Here is a 17402-nt window from a genome sequence, read left to right as displayed (position 1 = left end):
CCAACAGCACTCAATCATTTTTAACACTTGGTCTATCTAAGTTCATGGTGAGTCATTTGTTTACGGCTTTGTAGCAACTTCAATTATTTTGGGTATAGATATTGCTCACAAAATTGTGCTAGAATCCGGCGATTCTCACTGGATGAATATAGTTGAAGGAAGGCTTATGAAAGTGATCGAGGGCGGTTTCCCAGCTCCAAATGCAAAAATTGCTATTGTGATTTCTCGTTTTAATAGCTTTATTAATGAAAGTTTACTTTCTGGTGCTATCGATACTTTAAAGCGTCACGGGCAAGTATCAGAAGATAACATTACTGTTGTCCGTTGTCCTGGTGCTGTTGAATTACCTCTCGTTGCACAACGTGTAGCTAAAACGGGTAAATTTGATGCTATCGTATCTTTGGGTACGGTGATTCGTGGTGGTACACCCCATTTCGATTATGTTTGTAGTGAATGTAACAAGGGTCTGGCACAAGTTTCTCTAGAGTTCAGCCTTCCTGTCGCATTCGGTGTGTTAACCGTAGATACCATCGATCAAGCTATCGAGCGCGCAGGAACCAAGGCTGGTAATAAAGGTGCAGAGGCTGCACTAAGCGCACTTGAGATGATCAACGTTCTTTCAGAAATCGATTCCTAATGGGGGCAAGTGTGAAACCAGCCGCACGTCGTAATGCACGTCAATTTGCTTTACAAGCAATATATTCTTGGCAAATATCGAAAGATAATGTTGCCACAATTGAAGAACAATTTTTATCTGGTGGTAAGTATGATGAAGAAGAGCATCATGCTGCAGAACCTGCATTAGTTGCGCCAGAAACAGACGTTGCTTACTTTCGTGACCTATTGTCAGGTGTTGTACAAGACCACATTAAGTTAGATAGCAAACTTCGCCCTTACCTATCTCGTCCAATGCAAGATCTGGATATGATGGAGTTAGCGCTTTTACGTCTTGCTATGTACGAAATGACTCGACGCGAAGATGTACCCTATAAAGTGGTCATCAATGAAGCCATTGAGTTGGCGAAAGTATTTGCAGCCGAAGACAGTCATAAATTTGTCAACGGTGTGCTAGATAAAGCCGCACCGCACGTACGTAAAAAGTAAAAATTGTATAGATAAAAAGGTCGGCATTGCTGGCCTTTTTTGTTATATGGGTACCTAGAATTATAAGTTCAGGCTATAGAATCGAGAGTCATTATAAATGTCCGGTGAATTTAGTTTAATCGAGAAATTTTTTCCAATCGTCAAAGTCAACGCAAAGATGTTCAAATCTCGCTCGGAGATGACTGTGCCGTTGTGCGCTCTCCAGATAATGTCCGTATTGCTATAAGCACAGATACTTTAGTGGCTGGTACACACTTTCTGGCCGATGCAGATCCTGCATGGGTGGCACATAAAGCATTGGCTTCTAATCTTAGTGATTTAGCAGCTATGGGAGCAACACCAGCCTGGGTTTCGCTTGCCTTGACTCTGCCAGAGCAAGACGAGTCATGGTTGGCTCCTTTTTGTGATGCTTTCTTTGAACTTGCGGACTATTTTGGTGTTCAACTTATCGGTGGTGATACGACAAAAGGGCCTTTAAGCATCACTTTAACGGTACAGGGATTTATACCCGAGGATAAAGTGCTTCGCCGTGATGGTGCGCAATCTGGTGACTGGCTTTATGTGACGGGGGAATTAGGTGATAGCAAAGCGGGGCTTGAAATTATTCTAGGTAATGAAGAGCGAACTAAGCCTTATGCCGAAAAACTTGAGCGTCGCCACTATATTGCCACACCGAGAATTTTAGCGGGACAAGCGTTAATTAATATTGCCTCTAGTTGTATTGATATCTCTGATGGCCTGATCTCGGATGTTCAGCATATACTTAAGTGCTCTAAGGTTGGTGCCGCCATAGATATTAGCGCGCTTCCACTTTCAAATGAATTGCTTGGTTTTTGTGATGACAGAGAGAAAGCGCAGAAACTTGCTTTGACGAGTGGAGAGGAGTACGAACTCTGTTTTACCGTACCAGAAGAACACAATGGTGGCATAGAGAGCGCTCTGGCTCATATAGGAACCAAGGTAACCTGCATAGGTCAGATTCGACCTGAGGGGACGTTTGAGCTTGTAAGAGACGGAAAAACAGTCGACTGGAAACTGGATGGATATGACCATTTTAAGGACGAAGAATGAGTAACCCATTAGATAACATTTCATTGGCGAATCCTTGGCATTTGCTAGCAACCGGTTTTGGTAGTGGTTTATCTCCTATTATTCCCGGAACCATGGGAACACTAGCGTCTATTCCGCTTTATTTTGTTTTGGTCCAGTTTCCGTTACCTATTTATCTTATCCTCGTTGTTGCCTCTTGTTTTGTAGGCGTAAAAATATGTCAAATCACATCAGATGACATGGGTGTTCATGACCATGGCTCTATCGTATGGGATGAATTTGCAGGCTTTTGGATCACTATGAGCTTAGTGCCTATGATGAACCTTCCCGCAACTGAGTGGAAGTGGCTACTCACTGGTTTTGTACTGTTTCGTTTCTTTGATATGGTAAAACCTTGGCCTATTGGTTGGCTAGATAAACGAGTACATGGTGGATTAGGAATTATGATCGATGATGTTGTTGCTGGAGTAATGGCTGGCGTGGCATTGTTCTTGATTGGTCGGTATGCTGGCTGGATTTAATGTTTGTGCGCGATGAATGACATGATGAACAAAAAAGCGAGGAGTGAAGTACTCTTCGCTTTTTTATGCTATAAAAATCTGGTGAATTTACCATCCGTTAATTTACTTAATGTGGTATTACTTCGCTATATAATCTCGAATTGTCGCTTCGATACCTGCTGCATCTAAGCCTAGTTCTGCGTGCAGCTCTTCTTGTGTTCCCTGAACAATAAATTTGTCAGGCAAACCAATGTTTAATACAGGCTTGATTAGCTTTTCTTGCATCATAAATTCAATTACACCAGCGCCAGCACCACCGGCAATAGCATTTTCTTCAACCGTTACGAGAATATCGTGACGGCTTGCTAAATCCTTGATGAGGTCTTCATCTAAAGGCTTAACAAAACGCATGTCAGCAAGGGTAGCATCAATATTTTCTGCGGCGGTAGTCGCACTTTCTAACATGGTACCAAAGCTTAAAATCGCCACTTTTAACTTGCTAGGAGCCGCCTCGCTTTCACGAACAATAAGCCCTTTGCCAATTTCGAGTGCTGTCATGGTGTGTTCAAGGTTAGCGCCAATACTAGTACCTCTTGGGTAACGCACTGCGCTCGGACCTTGGTGTTTATGTCCGGTGTATAGCATTTGGCGACATTCGTTTTCATTACTGGGCGCCATGATAACTAGGTTAGGGATACAACGCATAAAGCTAAGGTCAAATGCACCTTGGTGGGTTTGACCATCTGCACCAACGATACCCGCGCGATCGATTGCAAACATAACGGGCAGATTCATGATCGCGACATCATGGATAAATTGATCGTATCCACGTTGTAAGAACGTTGAGTAGATTGCAACAATGGGGTTATAGCCCGCAATGGCCATTCCTGTTGCTAGTGTAATAGAGTGCTGTTCCGCAATGGCGACATCAAAATATTGTTCTGGATATTCTTTAGAAAAGCGAACCATACCAGAGCCCTCACGCATTGCAGGTGTGATTGCCATGAGTTTTGGATCTTGCTCTGCCATATCACAGAGGAAGTCACCGAATATCTTAGAAAAGCTAGGTTTAGTACCATTACTTTTTGGTAAGCTCGTATTAGACGGGTCAAATTTTGGTACGCCATGATAGCCAATAGGATCTTTTTCAGCTGGCTCGTAACCTTTGCCTTTTTTCGTCATTATATGTAAGAACTGCGGACCTTTTAGCTCTCGCATGTTCTTCAATGTTTTCACTAGCTCACTGACATCGTGTCCGTCAACAGGGCCTATATAATTAAAGCCTAGTTCTTCAAACATGGTGCCAGGTACAACCATGCCTTTAAGGTGTTCTTCTGTTTTTCTTACTAACTCCTTAATTGGAGGCATTCCAGAAAGTACTTTCTTTCCTCCTTCTCTAATAGAGGTGTATAAGCTTCCTGATAAAACTTGAGCTAGGTGGTTGTTAAGTGCACCTACGTTTTCAGATATCGACATTTCGTTATCGTTAAGAATCACTAACATATCTGAATGAATATCGCCTGCATGGTTCATGGCTTCAAATGCCATGCCAGCGGTAATGGCACCATCACCAATAACACTAACAACTTTTCTCTCTTTGCCTTCTTTTTCAGCACAAATAGCCATGCCCAGTGCCGCGCTAATGGAAGTTGAAGAGTGTCCGACTGAAAGCGTGTCGTATTTGCTTTCTTCTCTCCACGGAAACGGGTGCAGGCCATTTTTTTGACGAATGGTTGGCAGTTGTTCTCGGCGGCCAGTCAAAATTTTATGAGGATACGCTTGATGGCCAACATCCCAAATCAGTTGGTCGAATGGTGTGTTGTAGACATAATGTAGCGCAACAGTTAGTTCAACTGTGCCTAAACCAGATGCTAAATGCCCACTTGATTGGCTTACAGAGTTTAATAAATAAGTACGTAATTCGTCACAAAGTTTTGGCAATATGTCTCTTGGAAGAGATCGTAGCTCTTCAGGCGTATCGGCAAGGACTAATGTAGGATATTTCGAAATATCAAGAGTCATAAAATATTCAGCGCTTATAATGTTAGTTTTTGCGCTCGATAACGTATCGGGCGAACTCTTCGAGTAACTGGGTATTGTAAGGGATTGCGTCTAATGCATGAAGTGCTTCTTGCAAAAGAGTTTGAGCTTTGTGCTGAGCGCCATCTAACCCAAGTAAAGAAGGATAGGTCGCCTTATTTAAATCTTGGTCTGAACCTTGCGGTTTTCCAAGAGTTTCGGTGTCACTGATGATATCTAATATATCGTCTTGAACCTGAAAAGCTAACCCAATCGCATCCGCATACCGATCTAATAGAGGGAGGATTTTATACCCTTTGTCTCCAGCTGCCAATGCACCAAGCTGGATAGCACATTTTAAAAGCGCACCGGTCTTGTTTTTATGGATAGCTTCAAGTTCGTTTAAAGATACAATTGTGTTTTCTGCGTAGAGGTCGAGAGCTTGTCCAACACACATACCTTGTGCACCAGATGCTTTCGCCAAGGCTTGTATCATTGATACACGCATAGTTTCACCTGATTCGGAAAGGTGTCCTTCAGCTAAGATACTAAATGCCATCGTTTGTAGTGAATCGCCAGTGAGAATGGCTGTCGCTTCATCGAATTCGATATGGCAGGTTGGGTGCCCGCGCCTAAGCTCGTCATCATCCATAGCAGGAAGATCATCATGAATCAAAGAATAAGCATGTATACATTCTATTGCAGAAGCTGGGGTATCGAGTTCATCTAGAGTGCAGCCTAGCATTTCTCCCGTGACATAGACCAAAAATGGCCTTGCCCTTTTTCCACCCAGTAATAAGCCATAACGCATTGCTTGGACTAGCGGTAGTTCTTGGTAGTCTAGCTTGTCTAGCCACGAGTCTAATTGAGCTTGATTGCGCTCTTGATAGAATGGTAATGATGCCAGCATGGATTATTCTTCTCTTAAATGCTCATTTTGAAAATCGGATAGCGGGGACGTGTCATCTTTTTCCAATAGAATAGAAACTCTTTGTTCTGCCTGAGTGAGCTTCGTTTGGCCTTCACGCGCTAGAGAGATACCGCGCTCAAAGTGTTTTAATGAGTCTTCTAAAGCGAGATCTCCGTTTTCAAGCTGTTCTACAATGGAATCAAGCTCTTCTAGAGTTGCTTCGAAAGTCATATTTTCAGGTTTTTTTATGGCCATGAGTTTATCTGCTTTTATTGGGGTGGACGAAACTTACTCTAGAGTAGATTAATGGTCAATTGGAATGCTCACAAGTGACAGATAATTTCCCAAATAGAACAATTATTATCTCTCGTCTAGCAATTATAATCTATACCCAGTTTGGCTTAGGTCGAATTTGAAGGTAAGTCGTGTTAAGTAATGGGATATTACGGACATACATGCAAGAAAAACTAAACTAAATTGTGCGTTTCCCTGTTGAAATCACAAGACTTACTTGGAAATTTCTTATGCAGGGCTTATCCTGACAACGGTTTGTATTTTTACAAATAGTTATGTTTTTCAAACAAATTACTAAAATATTACGGCTAGTGGCCGATAGTATGACTATCCCATGTTGATTGAATTGAACAGTTTAGCATAAGAGGTGCTTAGTGGATTTAGCAACGTTAATCGGTCTGATCGGAGGATTCGCCTTCGTAATAATGGCAATGGTGCTTGGTGGCAGTATTGGCATGTTTATCGATGTGGTTTCGATTTTGATCGTTGTCGGCGGTTCGACCTGTGTCGTTTTAATGAAATTTACCATGGGCCAGTTTTTTAGCGCCTTTAAGATTGCTGGTAAAGCATTCATGTTTAAGACGGATGATCCTGAAGAACTGATTGCAAAAATTGTTGAAATGGCCGACGCCGCACGTAAAGGTGGTTTTCTTGCTCTAGAAGAGATGGAAATTACCAGCAGTTTTATGCAAAAAGGTATTGATTTACTTGTTGATGGACACGATGCAGAAGTGGTGAGAGCCGCTATGCAAAAAGATATCGCGTTAACCGATGAGCGACATGTTCAAGGTAGTGACGCATTCCGTGCTTATGGTGATGTAGCACCTGCGATGGGTATGATTGGTACATTGGTTGGTTTGGTTGCTATGCTTTCTAATATGGATGATCCAAAGTCGATTGGTCCTGCGATGGCGGTTGCTCTATTAACAACGTTATATGGTGCTGTACTTGCCAACATGGTGTTCTTCCCTATTGCAGATAAGCTTTCGTTACGCCGTGAACAAGAGAAACTGAATCGTCGTCTAATTATGGATGGTGTTCTCGCTATTCAAGATGGTCAAAACCCTCGCGTTATTGATAGTTACCTGAAGAACTATCTTAATGAGAAAAAACGTGTTCTTGATATCGATAATGAGTAAGGGAGCGGAATAATGGATGACGAAGATGATTGCAAATGCCCGCCCCCGGGGCACCTTTATGGATGGCAACCTTCTCAGATTTGATGTCACTTTTGATGTGTTTCTTTGTACTTCTTCTTTCGTTTTCAGAGATGGATGTATTGAAGTTCAAGCAAATTGCGGGTTCGATGAAATTTGCGTTCGGTGTACAAAACCGATTAGAAGTGAAAGATATACCTAAAGGTACAAGCGTAATAGCTCAAGAGTTCAGACCCGGTAGGCCTGAACCTACGCCTATCGACGTTATTATGCAGCAAACTATTGATATCACTCAACCTACTCTTGATTTTCACGAAGGGGAGTCGGCGAGAGCGGGTGGTAAAAACCGAGAAGCTGGTGAGCAGACCGGTGGTAAATCACCAGAAACATCGACCAAAATGAACCAAAACTCTCAAGCAGAATCGGAACAAGAGCAAGACTTACAATCGCAATCAGATGCTGAAGCTCAAGCAGAAGCGATGGCGCAAGAAACGGATGCCCTAGAAGAGAGTATTAAGAAAGCGCTAGAAAGAGAGATAGATCAAGGTGCGATTGAAGTCGAAAACCTTGGGCAGGAAATCGTTATTCGTATTCGAGAAAAAGGTGCTTTCCCTGCTGGTTCCGCATTCTTGCAACCGAAATTTAGACCATTGGTAAGGCAAATTGCAGATCTCGTGAAAGATGTTCCAGGTATTGTTCGTGTTTCTGGTCATACAGATGATCAAGTTTTAGATTCTGAATTGTATCGCTCTAACTGGGATTTATCTTCACAGCGAGCGGTGTCTGTCGCTCATGAAATGGAAAAAGTAACAGGGTTTGACCATGCTCGACTGAGAGTTCGAGGAATGGCCGATACAGAGCCACTTAACGACAATGCGACTTCTGCTCAGAGAGCGCAAAATAGGCGCGTTGAAATTGGTATACTGCAAGGTAAACCACAATATAGCGATGAGGTTAGTGTCGCTCAGTAGTGGTTAATTCTACGCTCTACAACTTGATATAAACGACGAGGCCTGCCGCCAGTATTGTAATTTAAAACTAGGCGGACCAGGCCTTCGGATTCTAGGAACTCTAGATAGCGCCTTGCGGTCACGCGGCTCACATTCATACGTTCACCGATGCTTTCCGCTGAAAAATCTATTAATTTCTCTTGCTGAAGAATCTGTTTCAAAGACGACAAGGTATTGATATCGATGCCTTTAGGTGTTGTTCTCAGTTTTTTCTCAGGTGCCTTACGTAGAATTTGGTCTATTTCACCTTGGTCAACCGTCGAGCGTTCAGATAGTTGTTGTTTGAATTGCTTATAGTCCGCTAAGGTTTGATGCACTCTGGACATTCGAATAGGCTTGACGAGATAGTCAATGACACCGAGTTGGACCACTTTTTCCACCGTTGTGGTTTCTCTTTCAGCCGTAGTCATTACAAAGTCACACTGTGCTTTTTTTCCCGTAACTGGCGAATGACATCGATACCGTTCCCGTCGGGTAATGATATGTCGACGAAAACGAGCATGGGTTCGTATAGCTCATATTGTAATAGCGCTTCTGCACAGGTTTCACTCACTGCTACCACGTTAAACTCGGGAAGCTGATTAATGGTGGACTCTAATGTGTAACTCGCTCTCACATCGTCTTCGAGAATCATTACCGTATATTTAACTGTCATTCTCTACGTCACTCTTGTTTAAGTAGACACTAAAAAGTGTGGTTTGTTTATCTGTGCGTTCCCAGTCAATACTTCCATGAAAGTAATCAACAAGTTGCTTTACTAAATACAAACCAATCCCATTGTGCTCATCGTTGTGTTTCGAGCTTACTCCGAATTCTAGAATATGTTCTGAGATTTTATCGGGTACGCCAGCACCGCTATCCTGAACTTCTAGAATGATATGGCTACTACGATCACTCAAGTACACACAAACTTCAGGAGTGACGTTATTTCTATTTTGCCATGATGCAAGCAATGCATTATCAATCAGGTTACCGAGAATAGTGACCAGTTTTTCTGAAGCGTTTTTTTGGTAATTGGATAGATTACTGTCTACATCGATAGTGTATTTTACGCCAATTTCTGATGCCTTGTTAAATTTTGCAAGCAATATACTTGCTACAGCGCTATCCGTTATCGACATAACGATATTACGAAGTACAGATTGATATCGGTCCGTTTCTTGTTGAATAAAATCAACGGTTTCATCGTACTTACCCGTTTGCAGCATGCCTGATATCACATTGAGTTTATTTGAGTATTCATGGGTCTTAGTGCGTAAGATTTCTGAATAATTTTTTAGGTAATTCACTTCACGTTCTAGCTCATCATGGTTAAGGTTAGCAAAAAACACGATGGCATGACCTAATAGACCTTTGCTGGTGATAATGGGGTATATATTAGCTCGATACTTTAATTTTCCAATGGTAAATACACCTTGATGAAAAACGCCTTGTTTTGAAAGTACTAGATGACTTAAGGCACTAGAATAGTGGGCTAAAGAATGGTTTATATAGTCGTACCGGTCGGATGTACCCATAGATAGCATTTTAATGGCACTATTGTTAATAGTAGTGATTGTCATATTGCTATCGACAGAAATGATAGCATCCCTAATGCTATCAAAGACCATTTCATGCTCGTGGAATTTATTTACAATAAACTCAGGCTCATAGTCCAGAAAAGTTCGCTTAATCTTAAACACAAACGCAAAAATAGCCGCTATTCCGAGTAGATATACACTACCTACAATCAAGCCAATATCACTAAACTTCTTAAGTAGAATACTCGAGGTTTTTACTGATAAATAGCCGATGCAAATCGCACCTATTACTTCTCCATTGAGCCGAACCGGTGAAAAATTACGAATGGCTTCACCTAGAGATCCTGACGCAACACTACTGTACTCAGTACCTTTTTCTAAAGCAGGGTAAATATCATCACCAACGAAGTGCTTGCCAATTCGTTCTGGAATTGGGTGGCTTAACCGCATCGCATTTCTATCTACTACAACGATGTAGGATGCATCTGTACTTTTTCTAATATTTTCAATGTAGTTTTGTAGGTTATTAGGTTGATTTTTATTTTTAGCATCGACAGCATTGATGACTACGGGGTTGTGGGCAAGAACGCGAGCAAGTTCCAATCCTCTCGCCTCAAAGCCTTCTTGATGTGAGGTTTGCAATAAGAGTAGTACAGCCGTCGTTACAACAATAACTATAAAAGATGAAGTGGCGATGGTGGTTAAAGCGAGATAACTCTTAAGTTTCATAATGAGGACTCTATTTACAGATAGCGGCTTCAGTAAATAATCATTTGATGACGAAAGAGCAGTATAGCGGGCTTTATGCTAATTCCAATATGTGTTGAATCAGTAAATGTGCATCTCTGTCGTGTATTCAAGCTGTAAAATGAGGGTTACAGTAATATTTGGTCTGTAATTTAGGTGTTAAAAAAACCATTCATTTTGAAGTGAATGGTTTTTTAGCCATATATTTTCAGAGATTAAATACAACCTGTTAGGTGAGGAATACTTGTCCTAGTAAGTAACCTAAGATACACGCAGAAACCACCCCTATAATACCAACAGACATGAACGAGTGATTAAAGTACCACTTACCAATTTTAGTCGTACCTGATGAATCGAAGTTCACTGTGGCGATATCGGAAGGGTAGTTAGGTATAAAGAAGTAACCGTAAACTGCTGGCATAATACCGATAAGTAGTGCTGGGTCTAACCCTAGACCGATACCTACGGGTAGCATCATACGAGCCGTTGCCGCTTGAGAGTTAACCACAACGGAAACGATAAATAGAGCAAATGCGAATGACCAAGGGTAGTCCGTAACCATTCCAATTATGCCGTCTTTAAATTCTGGTAGCGCGTACTTAAAGTACGTATCAGACATCCAGGCAATACCGAAAATAGCGATCGCAGCGACCATACCGGACTTAAATACTACTCCTTCAGGTACTTTTCTCGGGTCGGTTTTCGTGGCTAAAAGAATTACGCCACCAAAAGCAAGCATCATCATTTGAATGATAACGGACATTTTGATTGGCTTTTCACCCTCAACAATCGTTCTTAGTTCTGGAAGCATGGCGATAGCGACAATACTTAGCAAAGCCGCAAGAAAAATCAGAACAGCGTTGCGAGCAGAACTAGGGAGAACTTCATCCAATGTTGTTGCTGTGGTTTTAAGAATTTTCTCGCTCCAGACCGGATCTTTTAAGCGACGTTGATATTCTGGATCATCGTTTAATTCTTTACCACGGCGGACACTATACAAGGCCATCAAGAACGTACCCGCAAGTGTTGAAGGTACAGTCACCATCAGAATAGAAACCAACGTAATATCTGCTTGAATATTAGAGAGTTGTGCGAGGTAATAGACTACAGCAGCAGAAATTGGCGAAGCCGTAATTGCTATCTGTGATGCCACTGAGGCCGCCGCCATAGGTCGTTCTGGGCGAATACCATTTTTAAGGGCGACATCACCGATGATTGGCATAATTGAATATACAGCGTGTCCCGTACCTAACATAAATGTCATGGTATAAGTAACAAAAGGGGCGATAAGAGTGACATTTTTGGGATTCTTACGCAGTATTCTTTCCGCAACTTGAAGCATGAATTTTAATCCACCAGCCGCTTCAAGAATGGAGGCACAGGTTACAACGGCCAGAATGATTAACATGACGGTGATTGGTGGAGAGGTAGGTGGCATTCGGAAAATAAACACTTCCACAACCAATCCAATACCGGAGACAACCCCCAGCCCAATGCCGCCATAACGTGAGCCCATATAGAGCATCAGTAATAGAAACAAAAACTCAAGATATAACATTATTTATCCTTACTTGAAATTATGATTTGTTTTTATACAAATTCGCCCAGTTTTCTCACTTGAAAGATAAATAGGTGGAATTTGTAAGGTTATTCTTTATTGATGCAGTCTATCAATTGATTCAAGAAGGAAATCAGTGTCGCGAGTTATTGTAACTAATTGTGGCTTTTGTAACTTTTGTAACTGAGGGAGAAAAGATTAGATAGTTTGAACCAAGTAATGCTAATAACCTGACCTTAAAAAATAGTCTTAGATTACTTCTTTGGTTTTTTTAATTTTTTAAATTATCCTTTAATTCGTGTATAGTGTTGCGCCTTAGTTTTCTAGCTTTATGCTAGAAAAATGCGACATCCTTGTATTTTATTTAGCGAAACCACATATGAAATTTATTGTTAAGCCCCATCCAGAGATTTTTGTTAAAAGTGAATCAGTGCGTAAGCGTTTCACACGTATTTTGGAATGTAATCTTCGAATTATTATCCAACGTAGAACAGAATCTGTTGCTGTATTCAACCGTCGTGATCACATTGAAGTAACAGCTAGTAGTGATGAGTATTACCAAGAAGTTTTAACTGTGCTTACTCATACGCCCGGTATTCACCACGTATTGGAGGTTCAGCAGTCTGAATTTACAGATATGCATAATATCTATGAACAGGTGTTGGAGCTGAGTGGCAAATTAATCGAAGACAAAACGTTTGTAGTACGAGCTAAACGTCGTGGTAAACACGAATTTACCTCTATCGAACTTGAACGTTATGTTGGTGGTGGTCTGAATCAGGCTGTTGCAAGCGCTAAGGTTAAACTTAATAACCCAGATGTTACAGTTAATATTGAGGTTGCTAACGAGAAGCTAAACCAAGTTATTGCACGTTATAAAGGGTTAGGCGGTTTTCCTCTAGGTACTCAAGAAGATGTATTGAGCTTGATTTCTGGTGGTTTTGATTCTGGTGTTTCTAGTTACCTACATATTAAACGCGGCTCCAAAACACATTACTGCTTCTTTAATCTAGGTGGCCCAGCACATGAAATAGGCGTGAAGCAAGTAGCTCATTTCTTGTGGAATAAATACGGCTCGTCAGCCAAGGTTAAATTTATCTCGGTCGATTTTGAACCAGTAGTCGCTGAGATTTTAGAGAAAGTTGATGACGGCCAAATGGGCGTTGTGCTTAAACGTATGTTTATGCGCGCTGGTGGTCTTTTAGCTGAGAAATTCGGTATTCAAGCTTTGATTACTGGTGAAGCGTTAGGGCAGGTGTCTAGTCAAACACTGACTAATCTACGTCACATTGATCGAGTAACCGATACACTGATTCTAAGACCATTAATTAACTGGGACAAAGAAGATATTATCGATTTAGCTCGTGTGATTGGAACAGAAGACTTTGCTAAAGTGATGCCTGAATATTGCGGTGTGATTTCTAAAAAGCCAACTGTAAAAGCGATCAAAGAGAAATTAGAAAAAGAAGAAGAAAACTTCGACTTTTCTGTTTTAGAGAAAGTGGTTTATAACGCTCGCGTAATGGATATCCGTGATATAGAGAAGGAGAGTCAAGCGCAAGTTCCAGATGTAGAACTGGTTTCTGATCTGGACGGTGATGCGGTTGTTTTAGATATTCGTAGCCCGGACGAAGAAGATGAAAGTCCTTTGGTGATTGATGGTGTAGAGGTTCAACACTTACCATTTTACAAGCTGGCCACTAAGTTTGGCGATTTAGACCAAACTAAAGACTATCTGCTGTATTGTGACCGTGGCGTGATGAGCCGTTTACAAGCGCTCTATTTGAAAGAACAAGGCTTTGATAATGTGAAGGTGTATAGACCTTAGAACATTATTACTAGCGTGTTGTTTATCTAAAAAGCCAACATTTTATTGTTGGTTTTTTTATTTGTGTTGAGTTTAAGCTATTTAGTAGACGCAAAAAAAGCACTGCCATATAGACAGTGCAAAAATAAATTCTTTGACAGACAGGTCAAATTAATACAGGAAGTATGGTTTTGCATCAATTAGATTGATGGAAATCCTAGGTAGATTCTACCTAACTCGAATTCGAGATTTGCAAACACAACATCGCAACATTAACCAATTGGTAAGAAACCAAGCCGTTCAGGCTAACGTTGCGGGACGAAATATAGAATTTCTCTAGCCGTCAAGCAATGGACATTTTATAATGCTTCAGATAAAAAAACTAATGAATAATAAGTAAGGGCTGAAATGTCTAGAAGATTACCACCGCTAAACTCCTTAAAGGTATTTGAAGCCGCTGCGCGACACCTGAGTTTTACACGGGCAGCAGAAGAATTATTTGTGACTCAAGCTGCGGTGAGTCATCAGATTAAGTCTATCGAAGAGTTTCTCGGGCTTAAACTATTTCGACGTAGGAATCGGTCGTTATTGCTTACAGAGGAAGGCCAAAGTTATTTTCTTGATATTAAAGACATCTTTGGTGCGATTGCTGCAGCCACTGATAAGGTACTAGAGAGAAGCGAAAAAGGCGCGCTTACTATTAGTTTACCGCCTAGTTTCGCTATTCAATGGTTGGTTCCTAGATTGGCTGATTTTAATCAACAAGAGCCAGATATTGATGTTCGTATTAAAGCCGTAGATTCAGATGATAACTTTTTAACCGATGACATAGATGTGGCCATTTATTATGGTCGTGGCAGTTGGCCTGGCCTCAGAATAGATAAGCTATATCAAGAGTTCTTGATTCCACTATGTTCGCCAAGTTTAATGATGTCGGAAAAACCGCTTAGTAGATTAGCCGATTTGAAAAATCATACGTTGTTGCACGATACATCGCGAAAAGAGTGGAAGCAGTATGTAAAAAACAATGGGGTTGAAGGAATCAATGTGAATCATGGCCCAATCTTTAGTCACTCAACTATGGTGTTACAAGCGGCTGTTCATGGTCAAGGTGTAGCGCTTGGTAATAATGTACTGGCTCAGCCAGAATTGGATGCGGGAAGGCTAGTTTCTCCCTTTGACGAAGTTTTGTTAAGTAAGAATTCTTTTTATGTCGTGTGCCATGAAAGCCAAGCTGATGTTGGAAGAATTGCGACATTTCGTGATTGGATGATAGCCAAAGCCGCCAGTGAGCAAGAAGAATTTCACGATGACGAATAAGGCCATTAAAATGAATAGTAATTTATCATCAAAATTGCTGATTATTTCGGGGATCTCAGGCTTTGTTTTTGTGGCTTTAGGCGCACTTGCTGCCCATGCTTTAAAGCCGATGCTATCGGAATATTTACTGTCTGTTTTTGAAACCGGCGTACATTATCAAGCTCTTCATACCTTCGCTATAATAGCTTGCGCTATCTTTCTGAGGTTTAAATCTAACGAAAAAGTGCAAAAAGGGCTTTTCAGAGCGGCAATTTGCTTTATTATCGGCATCCTTTGTTTTAGTGGCAGCCTTTATGGGCTTGCACTAACAGGATTTAAGTGGTTTGGTCCTATCACCCCATTGGGTGGTGTTATGTTTCTGTTTGGCTGGGTTTTCTTTGTGTACTCAGCATTACATATAAATGAGGTTACTCAGTGAAACAAGTGATGCTTTATTGCCGTTCAGGCTTTGAAAAAGAGTGTGCAGGTGAAATTCAAGATAAGGCGAATCAATTAGAAATTTTTGGTTTTCCTAGGATTAAGAAAAACCAAGGTTATGTATTTTTTGAGTGCTATCAAGAAGGCGATGCTGACGCGCTGATTAAAAAAATAGATTTTCAGGCGTTAATATTTGCGCGTCAAATGTTTGCGGTAGCAGCCGAGTTTCAAGATCTACCAAGCGATGATCGAATTTCACCGATATTGATGACACTGGATAGTATTGACGCTTTTCCAACCTGTGGCGATATCCGTATAGAAACCCCAGACACCAATGAAGCGAAAGAATTGCTTAAGTTTTGTCGTAAATTTACTGTTCCTCTTCGTCAGGCGATGAGAGGAAAAGGGTTGCTATATAAGAAAGAGAATGCCAAGAAACCCGTTCTACATGTCTGTTTTGTTGCTCCAGGGCACTGTTTCTTAGGTTACTCTTACCCTGATAATAGTTCTGCCTTTTTTATGGGGATTCCAAGACTGAAGTTTCCTTCTGATGCGCCAAGTCGCTCAACATTAAAGCTTGAAGAGGCATTTCACGTATTTATTCCTAGAGATGAATGGGATACTCGTTTAGCTGCCGGAATGTGGGCGGTTGACTTAGGTGCTTGTCCTGGCGGTTGGACATATCAACTGGTTAAGCGTTCGATGTTTGTACATGCTATCGATAATGGCATGATGGCAGATAGCTTGATGGAGACCGGACAGGTTAAACACCATATGGAAGATGGTTTTAAGTTTGAACCTCAAAAGAAAAACATAACATGGCTTGTGTGCGATATGATAGAAAAGCCCTCTCGCGTCGCTCAGTTAATGGGAGAGTGGATCATTCGTGGTTTAGCGAAGGAGGCAATATTCAATCTTAAACTGCCTATGAAGGGCCGTTATGATGAAGTTTTAGAAGATATTGAAAATCTTAAGTATTTTCTCAAAGAACATGAGGTGAAATATAGGCTTCAAGCGAAACATTTGTATCATGATAGAGAAGAGATCACGGTGCATATTCAGTGCCTATCGAATATCTCGCCAAGGTAGTGCTTAACCATACGAGCCTTAGACATCATGTGCTTGGTGTCGACTAGAATTATTATCTTCTGCCACCACTATTTAACCTGTAGCTTAGGTTAAATAGTGGTCAATTAATTAGTGTTGTATCGAATATCCTGCAAGTTAAACCCTAATTGTACATCGGTCTTGAGTGATGATATCTGCTTGCATACCCTGGCTAGCTCTATATGTTCATCAAACTTTTTACGATACTTTTCAGCAAGTTCATCAGAACGATACGCTTCTTCAATATTGCTAAATTGATTGAGGATCTCTTTTGCTGCTTTTGGTCCTATGCCTGGAATACCAGTTACTTGACTAGAGCTAACGCCAGTTAATCCCCAGTAGTCAGAGAGTTGGCTTGGCTTTACGCCAAATTCCTTTTCTACAAAAGTGGCATCTAACCAACGATGCTGAAAATAGTCTCTAATTTGTAAGGTAGGGGCTAGAAGTTGACAGTAACCTTTGTCTGTAGAGACGATGGTTACGGTCTCTCCGTGTTGTGCAACTTTAACGGCAAGTGTCGCAACTAGATCATCAGCCTCATCTCCCTCAGATAAGAGTGAATCTATACCAAGTTCCCACCAGGCCTCCTGAATACTGTCTAAACCTTGCTGTAGCGGTTCTGGCATAGGTTTACGATTCTGTTTGTATTTGGGTAAGAGCTTTGCTCTCCAACCTCTGTCTTGGAGGTGATGGTCAAAGACAGCAATAATATGAGTCGGTGCCGATTCGGATAGAATACGATGAAGTGTTCTTTTGGTTGTCTCTATTGTTCTGGTAATGTCTGTTGGATCAGGTTGGGCAGAGTGAACTCGTCTGATAAGGTTAAGAGCATCGATGATCACTAGATGAATAGACATAGTTTTCCAATAAAAATAGTTATTG

16 protein-coding genes and 2 pseudogenes are annotated in these 17402 nt (G+C 41.2%); 10 read left to right on the top strand and 8 right to left on the bottom strand.

From position 1 onward, the window contains the following. Nucleotides 1–166 precede the first annotated feature (166 nt). From ribH to pgpA, 4 genes and pseudogenes are all read left to right on the top strand, one after another. Nucleotides 167–637 carry a 6,7-dimethyl-8-ribityllumazine synthase gene (gene ribH / locus PGX00_RS13700; RefSeq protein WP_248334297.1) on the top strand — a complete coding sequence of 157 codons (471 nt, stop codon included), beginning with the start codon at nucleotides 167–169 and terminating at the stop codon, nucleotides 635–637. Then, nucleotides 637–1104 (top strand): transcription antitermination factor NusB, encoded by a 468-nt coding sequence (gene nusB, locus PGX00_RS13695; RefSeq protein ID WP_272137317.1) that lies wholly within the window; start codon nucleotides 637–639, stop codon nucleotides 1102–1104. The genes ribH and nusB overlap by 1 nt, the downstream gene beginning before the upstream one ends. 97 nt (nucleotides 1105–1201) lie before the next feature. Beyond that, nucleotides 1202–2175: pseudogene (gene thiL, locus PGX00_RS13690) on the top strand (thiamine-phosphate kinase). Further along, nucleotides 2172–2675 carry a phosphatidylglycerophosphatase A gene (gene pgpA / locus PGX00_RS13685; protein WP_272137315.1) on the top strand — a complete coding sequence of 168 codons (504 nt, stop codon included), beginning with the start codon at nucleotides 2172–2174 and terminating at the stop codon, nucleotides 2673–2675. The pseudogene thiL and the gene pgpA overlap by 4 nt, the downstream one beginning before the upstream one ends. A gap of 117 nt (nucleotides 2676–2792) precedes the next feature. Here pgpA and dxs read toward each other — a convergent pair whose 3' ends face one another. From dxs to xseB, 3 genes are read right to left on the bottom strand one after another with little or no spacing between them, the layout of a single operon-like run. Beyond that, a complete protein-coding gene (gene dxs / locus PGX00_RS13680) occupies nucleotides 2793–4676 on the bottom strand; it encodes a 1-deoxy-D-xylulose-5-phosphate synthase (protein ID WP_272137313.1) in 1884 nt (627 codons plus the stop codon). 22 nt (nucleotides 4677–4698) lie between these two features. Beyond that, nucleotides 4699–5583: a (2E,6E)-farnesyl diphosphate synthase gene (gene ispA, locus PGX00_RS13675; RefSeq protein ID WP_272137310.1), complete on the bottom strand. Its 885-nt coding sequence runs from the start codon at nucleotides 5581–5583 to the stop codon at nucleotides 4699–4701. 3 nt (nucleotides 5584–5586) lie between these two features. After that, nucleotides 5587–5838 (bottom strand): exodeoxyribonuclease VII small subunit, encoded by a 252-nt coding sequence (gene xseB / locus PGX00_RS13670; RefSeq protein WP_272137308.1) that lies wholly within the window; start codon nucleotides 5836–5838, stop codon nucleotides 5587–5589. A gap of 413 nt (nucleotides 5839–6251) precedes the next feature. On the opposite strand from xseB, the gene pomA reads away from it, so the two are divergent. After that, complete coding sequence (gene pomA / locus PGX00_RS13665) at nucleotides 6252–7016, top strand: flagellar motor protein PomA (RefSeq protein WP_272137306.1); 765 nt, start codon at nucleotides 6252–6254, stop codon at nucleotides 7014–7016. 12 nt (nucleotides 7017–7028) lie between these two features. Beyond that, nucleotides 7029–8005, top strand: a pseudogene (locus tag PGX00_RS13660) (flagellar motor protein MotB). Here PGX00_RS13660 and PGX00_RS13655 read toward each other — a convergent pair. The 4 genes from PGX00_RS13655 to PGX00_RS13640 form a co-directional block, all read right to left on the bottom strand. Beyond that, nucleotides 7999–8454 (bottom strand): HTH domain-containing protein, encoded by a 456-nt coding sequence (locus PGX00_RS13655; RefSeq protein WP_272137304.1) that lies wholly within the window; start codon nucleotides 8452–8454, stop codon nucleotides 7999–8001. The pseudogene PGX00_RS13660 and the gene PGX00_RS13655 overlap by 7 nt on opposite strands. Next, a complete protein-coding gene (locus tag PGX00_RS13650) occupies nucleotides 8454–8699 on the bottom strand; it encodes a response regulator (protein WP_272137303.1) in 246 nt (81 codons plus the stop codon). Before PGX00_RS13650 ends, PGX00_RS13655 begins: the two co-directional genes overlap by 1 nt. Next, nucleotides 8689–10293: an ATP-binding protein gene (locus PGX00_RS13645; RefSeq protein WP_272137301.1), complete on the bottom strand. Its 1605-nt coding sequence runs from the start codon at nucleotides 10291–10293 to the stop codon at nucleotides 8689–8691. The genes PGX00_RS13650 and PGX00_RS13645 overlap by 11 nt, the downstream gene beginning before the upstream one ends. A gap of 247 nt (nucleotides 10294–10540) precedes the next feature. Further along, complete coding sequence (locus tag PGX00_RS13640; protein WP_272137299.1) at nucleotides 10541–11869, bottom strand: anaerobic C4-dicarboxylate transporter; 1329 nt, start codon at nucleotides 11867–11869, stop codon at nucleotides 10541–10543. A gap of 379 nt (nucleotides 11870–12248) precedes the next feature. Between PGX00_RS13640 and thiI the strand changes: the two genes are divergently transcribed. The 4 genes from thiI (at nucleotide 12249) to rlmM (ending at nucleotide 16502) form a co-directional block, all read left to right on the top strand. Next, nucleotides 12249–13697 (top strand): tRNA uracil 4-sulfurtransferase ThiI, encoded by a 1449-nt coding sequence (gene thiI / locus PGX00_RS13635; protein ID WP_272137297.1) that lies wholly within the window; start codon nucleotides 12249–12251, stop codon nucleotides 13695–13697. 387 nt (nucleotides 13698–14084) lie between these two features. Continuing rightward, nucleotides 14085–14996, top strand: coding sequence for a transcriptional regulator GcvA (locus PGX00_RS13630; protein ID WP_272137295.1), 912 nt, complete (start codon nucleotides 14085–14087; stop codon nucleotides 14994–14996). 10 nt (nucleotides 14997–15006) lie between these two features. Next, entirely contained in the window at nucleotides 15007–15414 is a 408-nt protein-coding gene (locus PGX00_RS13625) for a DUF423 domain-containing protein (protein ID WP_272137293.1), read from the top strand. Continuing rightward, nucleotides 15411–16502, top strand: coding sequence for a 23S rRNA (cytidine(2498)-2'-O)-methyltransferase RlmM (rlmM, locus tag PGX00_RS13620; RefSeq protein ID WP_272137291.1), 1092 nt, complete (start codon nucleotides 15411–15413; stop codon nucleotides 16500–16502). The genes PGX00_RS13625 and rlmM overlap by 4 nt, the downstream gene beginning before the upstream one ends. A 104-nt stretch (nucleotides 16503–16606) precedes the next feature. On the opposite strand, the gene xni is transcribed toward rlmM, so the two are convergent. Then, complete coding sequence (gene xni / locus PGX00_RS13615; protein ID WP_272137289.1) at nucleotides 16607–17377, bottom strand: flap endonuclease Xni; 771 nt, start codon at nucleotides 17375–17377, stop codon at nucleotides 16607–16609. Nucleotides 17378–17402: the final 25 nt, after the last annotated feature.

Source organism: Vibrio algarum, from assembly GCF_028204155.1.
Lineage (GTDB): Bacteria > Pseudomonadota > Gammaproteobacteria > Enterobacterales > Vibrionaceae > Vibrio > Vibrio algarum.
This window is presented reverse-complemented; position numbering and strand designations above follow the sequence as displayed.

Bases quoted from the DNA above. Each gene is read 5' to 3' on its own strand.
- ribH (WP_248334297.1), top strand. From the start codon at position 167: ATGAAAGTGATCGAGGGCGGTTTCCCAGCTCCAAATGCAAAAATTGCT.
- nusB (WP_272137317.1), top strand. From the start codon at position 637: ATGGGGGCAAGTGTGAAACCAGCCGCACGTCGTAATGCACGTCAATTT.
- pgpA (WP_272137315.1), top strand. From the start codon at position 2,172: ATGAGTAACCCATTAGATAACATTTCATTGGCGAATCCTTGGCATTTG.
- dxs (WP_272137313.1), bottom strand. From the start codon at position 4,676: ATGACTCTTGATATTTCGAAATATCCTACATTAGTCCTTGCCGATACG.
- ispA (WP_272137310.1), bottom strand. From the start codon at position 5,583: ATGCTGGCATCATTACCATTCTATCAAGAGCGCAATCAAGCTCAATTA.
- xseB (WP_272137308.1), bottom strand. From the start codon at position 5,838: ATGGCCATAAAAAAACCTGAAAATATGACTTTCGAAGCAACTCTAGAA.
- PGX00_RS13655 (WP_272137304.1), bottom strand. From the start codon at position 8,454: ATGACTACGGCTGAAAGAGAAACCACAACGGTGGAAAAAGTGGTCCAA.
- PGX00_RS13650 (WP_272137303.1), bottom strand. From the start codon at position 8,699: ATGACAGTTAAATATACGGTAATGATTCTCGAAGACGATGTGAGAGCG.
- PGX00_RS13645 (WP_272137301.1), bottom strand. From the start codon at position 10,293: ATGAAACTTAAGAGTTATCTCGCTTTAACCACCATCGCCACTTCATCT.
- PGX00_RS13640 (WP_272137299.1), bottom strand. From the start codon at position 11,869: ATGTTATATCTTGAGTTTTTGTTTCTATTACTGATGCTCTATATGGGC.
- thiI (WP_272137297.1), top strand. From the start codon at position 12,249: ATGAAATTTATTGTTAAGCCCCATCCAGAGATTTTTGTTAAAAGTGAA.
- PGX00_RS13630 (WP_272137295.1), top strand. From the start codon at position 14,085: ATGTCTAGAAGATTACCACCGCTAAACTCCTTAAAGGTATTTGAAGCC.
- PGX00_RS13625 (WP_272137293.1), top strand. From the start codon at position 15,007: ATGAATAGTAATTTATCATCAAAATTGCTGATTATTTCGGGGATCTCA.
- xni (WP_272137289.1), bottom strand. From the start codon at position 17,377: ATGTCTATTCATCTAGTGATCATCGATGCTCTTAACCTTATCAGACGA.